The sequence below is a fragment of the Syntrophales bacterium genome, from assembly GCA_030655775.1.
GTDB lineage: Bacteria > Desulfobacterota > Syntrophia > Syntrophales > JADFWA01 > JAUSPI01.
In genome coordinates this window covers 1-5,674 of the sequence record JAUSPI010000175.1, presented here as the reverse complement: position 1 = coordinate 5,674, position 5,674 = coordinate 1, and the positions used below count along the sequence as shown (strand labels likewise).

Annotated in this window: 7 protein-coding genes and 1 pseudogene; 1 reads left to right on the top strand and 7 read right to left on the bottom strand. The window is 44.9% G+C overall.

The genetic code is table 11. From position 1 onward, the window contains the following. The 4 genes and pseudogenes from Q7J27_09415 to Q7J27_09400 form a co-directional block, all read right to left on the bottom strand. On the bottom strand, nucleotides 1-204 hold a 204-nt coding region (locus Q7J27_09415; protein MDO9529365.1), incomplete at its 3' end, for a hypothetical protein. Nucleotides 205-311: 107 nt separating this feature from the next. Next, complete coding sequence (locus Q7J27_09410) at nucleotides 312-1,001, bottom strand: sulfite exporter TauE/SafE family protein (GenBank protein ID MDO9529364.1); 690 nt, start codon at nucleotides 999-1,001, stop codon at nucleotides 312-314. A 54-nt stretch (nucleotides 1,002-1,055) separates the two neighbouring features. After that, nucleotides 1,056-1,865, bottom strand: coding sequence for an acyl-CoA dehydratase activase (locus tag Q7J27_09405; GenBank protein MDO9529363.1), 810 nt, complete (start codon nucleotides 1,863-1,865; stop codon nucleotides 1,056-1,058). Nucleotides 1,866-1,879: 14 nt separating this feature from the next. Beyond that, nucleotides 1,880-2,845 (bottom strand): annotated as a pseudogene (locus Q7J27_09400) (2-hydroxyacyl-CoA dehydratase family protein). A gap of 41 nt (nucleotides 2,846-2,886) precedes the next feature. Here Q7J27_09400 and Q7J27_09395 point away from each other — a divergent pair. Then, nucleotides 2,887-3,099 (top strand): hypothetical protein, encoded by a 213-nt coding sequence (locus Q7J27_09395; protein MDO9529362.1) that lies wholly within the window; start codon nucleotides 2,887-2,889, stop codon nucleotides 3,097-3,099. A 97-nt stretch (nucleotides 3,100-3,196) separates the two neighbouring features. Here the strand turns inward: Q7J27_09395 and Q7J27_09390 are convergent, their stop codons facing one another. The 3 genes from Q7J27_09390 to Q7J27_09380 all read right to left on the bottom strand — a co-directional run. After that, nucleotides 3,197-4,006: a 4Fe-4S binding protein gene (locus Q7J27_09390; GenBank protein ID MDO9529361.1), complete on the bottom strand. Its 810-nt coding sequence runs from the start codon at nucleotides 4,004-4,006 to the stop codon at nucleotides 3,197-3,199. Nucleotides 4,007-4,156: 150 nt separating this feature from the next. Further along, nucleotides 4,157-5,119 (bottom strand): hypothetical protein, encoded by a 963-nt coding sequence (locus Q7J27_09385; GenBank protein ID MDO9529360.1) that lies wholly within the window; start codon nucleotides 5,117-5,119, stop codon nucleotides 4,157-4,159. 292 nt (nucleotides 5,120-5,411) lie between these two features. After that, nucleotides 5,412-5,674 (bottom strand): hypothetical protein (locus tag Q7J27_09380; GenBank protein ID MDO9529359.1); only part of this gene is annotated, 263 nt, incomplete at its 5' end.

The following is a 5,674-nucleotide window of genomic DNA, read 5'->3' as shown; positions in this document are numbered from 1 at the left end:
GACGATATGAAGCCCCATCGCCTGAGACTGCATTCGCAGGATATCTGTTCTGATACCGTGGGATCGGGATATTTCACCATCTTCGGCTACCATGTTTAAGAGATGAGTAACATGGAACTTTTCCATCACCCTGTAATAAGAAAGCGCGGCATCTTTCCCACCGCTCCAGGAAACAAAAGCATTTATTTTTTTGACTCTTTCCATTCAGTAACATCTCCGCAGACTTTGCAGTGAAAGGCGCTCTGATTCATTCCAGCCCCGCAGCACTCGTATGCTATCTGTTCATAATCTCGATAGATTCCCCTCTTTTTTCACTTTGCAATCGCAGGCATTGCAGAAAAGACGCCAAGCAAAATCAATATAACACCAGATAGCCCCTGGAATAACATCTTGTATTGAGGTGCCTCGGCTTTGATCTTCTTAGAAAGCAAGCCTGAAACAGCAGATATAATCACAAGCGGAGAAACTGCAGTGCCGATACCGAAAAGAGTCATTATAATACTGCTTGAGATCACCGACGGCATCTGCAAGCTGTAAACAAATATGCCCAACATCGGGGGACAAGGAATTAAGGCAAAGGTCATCCCGACAACAAACAGGTGAATTGTTGGATTGAATGCAATACGCTTAGAGGTAAAATGGCACATGTCTATTTTTTCATTTGATTTTTTGCAATTTTGATGGACAGAACGGATAAATATCAGCAAACCGATCAAAATCAACACTATGCTGTAGACCAACGAGACATATTGAAAGCCGGCTGCTTCCCTGTCGACAAGTTCTATGCCAATATAACCCGAAGCAAAACCCAGGGCAGCATACATAAAAATCCTTCCAACGGTAAAGGCTAAAAAAGATTTAACGCCATTTAAAATACCTTCAGTTGTTCCCATTATATAAGTGCTTAAAAAAGGACTGCATCCTGCAGTGCAGTAACTTATTCCGGAAAGGACACCTGTAAGCAAGGCTGTAGTATAGGGTATTGTCAATTGTGTAACCATATAATCCGAATCACCTTTTATACATAATTATAAGGTTTTCCTGTCAGTCTGCTTTCAAGCGCACTTTTCCGACCAGGGTTTATCAGAATTACCGGCAAGCAGAGCGGCTCCAATGGCGCCATTGAGTTGAGGATTGTAGGCAACATATACATCCATCATCAGTTCATCCTCAAACGCAGAAATAAGACCGGGATTCAGCCCGCCGCCGCCTGCCAGAAGTATGTCGGATTCCAATCCCGCCTTTCTTGCCATCTCGGAAATTCGTTTTGCCAGCGACCTGTGAACACCGGCAATGATATCCATTGGCCTCTTTCCGCGAGCAAGTAGAGATATGACCTCGGATTCAGCAAATACTACACAGGTACTGTTAATCCGACACGGCGACTTCGACTTAAGCGAAAGGGGGCCGATTTCCACAACTGAAAGTTCAAGAACACGGGCCAAAGCTTCCAAAAAACGCCCCGTGCCCGCAGCACATTTATCATTCATAACAAAACTTTTTACTTCCCCTTTTTCGCTAATAACAATAACTTTACTATCCTGCCCACCGATGTCGATTATAGTTCGAACCTTTTCACCTTCGGGCGCTGTCCATAAGGCGCCGGCGGCATGGGCCTTTATTTCCGTTATATTTTCATGGGCAACGTCAATTTGTCTCCGGCTATAACCCGTAGACATGATAGTATTAATATCTTCAAAATAGATACCGCCATCCCGGCATATTTCATTGAGCAAAATCTTTGCCGTACTCCGGACATCTACACCTGTCGGAGCAATTTTATACCCATGAATTTTTTTATCACTATCGATAAGAACTGCTTTGACGTATGTTGAACCGGCATCAATACCTGCATACCATTTCATATCATAATCCTCTTTTAAGTCTTCGTCTTCTTAGTTACGAGCATTTCTACGAATGCCTCTATACGGGTCCTGAGTTGTTCTATATCTTCAGGATTATAATCCGTTTCAATTCTAAGTACAGGGACACCCTTTTCTTTTAGGGTTTTTTCTACACGAATCAATTCGAAATCATAAATGACACATCCTTTAAGTACATGGTAAATAATCCCGTCGACCCCGAATTCTTCAGACATCTGCAGTAGTCGGTAAAGCCTGTCTTCGTTGGGTGCAAACGACGGGCACACACAGGGCATGAGATACCTGGCGGCAATCCCCGTCATCATTCCCGTCATGGTTTTTTCAGTTACACCTACCGGATCGTAAAGATAACGATCTCCTGTACACGACTCATCGGCAACGATGACGGCGCCCATCTCCTCAATAAGGAAGGGTATTTTCCAGTTAGGGAAAACCGAAGGGCAACTCGCCAGCAGTATGCGGGGCATATTTTCTTCACAAATAGCGATCCCATTCCGGCATCTCGTTTCCAGTTCATCATTTAATCCGGACATCGCCCTTGTCCACTCAGTGGCCGCATCATAACAATAGGCATTGACGGCAAGTGCGGCCTCTCGCCCGAAAATTACCGGCATGGATGATTTCCTAATTTCATAAAGCCTGCGGGCTTCGTACTAGGCTCTTCCAATCATATTAATCGAATCAGACAATTCCTTCCGTCCGATTTTTCTGCCCACAAAGCTCATGCCCGTATATTTTTCGATGTTTTTTTTCAATCCGTAAAGCTGCTGAAGCCACTTTCTTTTGGAATCCTCGTTATCCTTGATATGTGGGACTTCGAACATCCAGACATCTTTGAGATGAGAAAGTTCCTCCCCCATTTTCCGTTTTGCGTCACAGGTGGAAGGAACGATAAAGACATCGCATATCTCGTATGGAGAAGGATATCCCAAATACGTTGAACCGACGGATGCCTTAACCACCGGACATGTGTCACGGGGCACATGTTCATCGCCGACACAGGATGCCCCTCGTAACTGCCACCCGAAAAGCGTACGGGTATCGCGCCGGCCGCATAGATAAGCTCCTCGGGAACCATCATGCAGTATATCCCGATTATCTTTTTGTTATCGGCATATTGCATGAACCGCTCCGCCCACCGATTCCTTACAAAAACATCCCGCATCAGATCGACAAAATAATCCAGATTATTCGGACGATCAGGATTTTCCTCTAATCCTGCAAGCGCTTTTTCAGCCGAGTCGGCAACTCCGCGGGCAAAACGATCAAATCGTCCCTGCAATTGATACCTGTCTGTTCTTCCTTTAATCTTTTTATTCATCATGATTTTTCTTTATCGGAATATTATATTTCCTATGGAAAAACCCCCTGTTTGTAGACCTGTATACAGTCTTACCTAAAAAGTCCGCACGCAATACCCCGTCTTCAGGACAATTTTCAATACAGCGTAAACACAGCGTACAATCACCAAAAGTTACATCCTCTTTTTCGCGTTCTTTGAATATCTGCTTTATCTCCACGGGACAAACGTTATAACAGACTTCACACATGGTGCATTTCTGACAGTCCTTCTTGAGCTTGATGAGGCTGATTTTTCTATATAACGAAAGGAGTAATCCCATGGGACAGTAAGGACACCAGAACCGTCTTTTTGCCATAGCGCCGATGATTGTTCCAATCGCAAGACTGAGTCCAAGAACGGTCATGGTAATAGTGGTGGCGCTCTTAAAATTAACGGCCACCTCACCGGGATTGCCGACAACCAGGGGCAGAACATATCTTGCCGGACATAACTGACAAAAGGGTTGACGAAGATCACATGCCACTTCAGGGGCAAAGAAGGGAAAGGCGACCCAGAGAGGAACCAGAAGAGCAATAAAAAGAAAGGCCCACTTGATCCACCGTAACCTGTCACGAAACCGTTCGGAAAAACTTATGTATCCTACATGCAGTTTTCTCCGGATCAGATCCAGGACATCCTGAACAAATCCAAAAGGACAAATCCAGCCGCACCAGGAACGTCCCAAAATAACCACCAACAGCGAGAACCAAAGAAAATGTAAACCAAGCACTTTATAGCGCGCCCAGTCAGCCATGGCCAGGTTAAATTGCAGGTTTAACAAAAAACAGTCTCCGCCCCTCGACTGCCCCACATACGGACATGAGAGGGTAGGGAGGAAAAACCCCAGCGAGATTCCGATCGTCCCCCCTAGGAGCAAAACAAAAAACGAGATAACCTGCGTTGACCATCTCAGCCTGGTAATGCCCATAAGTCAGCCCTTTTTGATCCTGTAATTCTCAAACATAACCATGGTTGCCCGATCTCTTTGCTTTTTCCGGTAAACCACGCCCACTATGGCAACGATAATCAAGGCACCTCCTAACACGGCCCACAGCACAAACCCCCCGGACATACTGCGCCATTCATGTCGTGCCCTATAAACAGGCATAGTTAGACTTGCACAATGAAATTCCTTTCTAACCGCGTCATAATGAGCGATCACATATAAATATTTTTCACAGTATCTGCTTTCGCCGCTACTTTCTATGGGGGTAACCAGAAGCCTTCCCTGAGAATCGGTTGAAAGCGTCTTCTGCCATCCACCTTCGGTCATCACCGTAACCCCGGCATTTGGCAGTGGTTTCCCTCGATATGCAACCTTCATTTCATATTCATGATTTCTTGTTTGAAAAGTGCCTGCGTAAGAGACTTCCGGCCTTAAAATTAAAGGACCTATCTCAAGGGGAATTTTATCCGGGGCATCAAAAAAAACTCCTTGTTTACCTCCGCTGATTCCGTCACTTCTGCTATGAACAACAAACGATTTCGCATAGAGATGAGCTTTGGCCACTTCACCTCTGAAACCCATCTCCATTTCTCCAGCTTCGATATGACTGCTAACCAGATACCGCCCGTTTAAATCAAGACTTTGGGGTATTGTTACGATAAAATCGTCGTTCTCCCGAGTAAAGAGAGCCTGCGAAAAACCGCCGTTGGGATCTTTTACCCAGACTTCGGTTTTATTAAGGATCATTGATGGGTCCAGATTGTTCTTACCTTTTTGGGCTGAAGGAAACGTACCACAGCGCAAAGCCAGTTTTTTAGCCTCTCCCATGGCAATCCTGCGCAGCTTCCTCAATTTGTTCCTTTCTCTCCAGTCTACCCTGTCATAATCATAACCAAGGGCATAAATGTCCGCGTCTTTCAACTCCCACCATACGGAATCGACATGCATTGACGCACCGCATACGGAAGGCACTAATAGCATTAAAAATAAAACCCATGGGACACATAGTTTTTTACACATTACGCTGATGTTCTCAAGTAAGTTCAGATGTTGCATCCTTAGCTATTGAATTGGAAGTACCTTTGGATAATTGATTTTGCCCTGGCTTGGGATTGTTTTGTTAAACTTATTAATCAATATTTTCCGCTAATTTTCTAATATGTGAAACTCTCCGCCCACAGGGCGGGGCTTCCCGGTAAGGAATCGGAGATAGTGAGCTTTTGCGAACAATATGTTTGTTTTATATTGCGCCTCTTACCCCGCCTAAGAGGCGGGGCTTGCGTGTGCGCTCCCGGTCAACGCCTCCGCAGATTTTACAATGAAAGGCTTCCCGGTTCATCCCAGCTCCGCAGCACTCGCATGTTTTTTCCTCTTTTTGAGGGGCAGGGATTCCACCAACCACCTCACGGTATATACGGTAATAATAGAAATGTTCCTTGTTCCAGAATTTTATTGGAAAATTTTTCTTTCCATCTTCAAACTCTTCATCAACTACCCTTGATT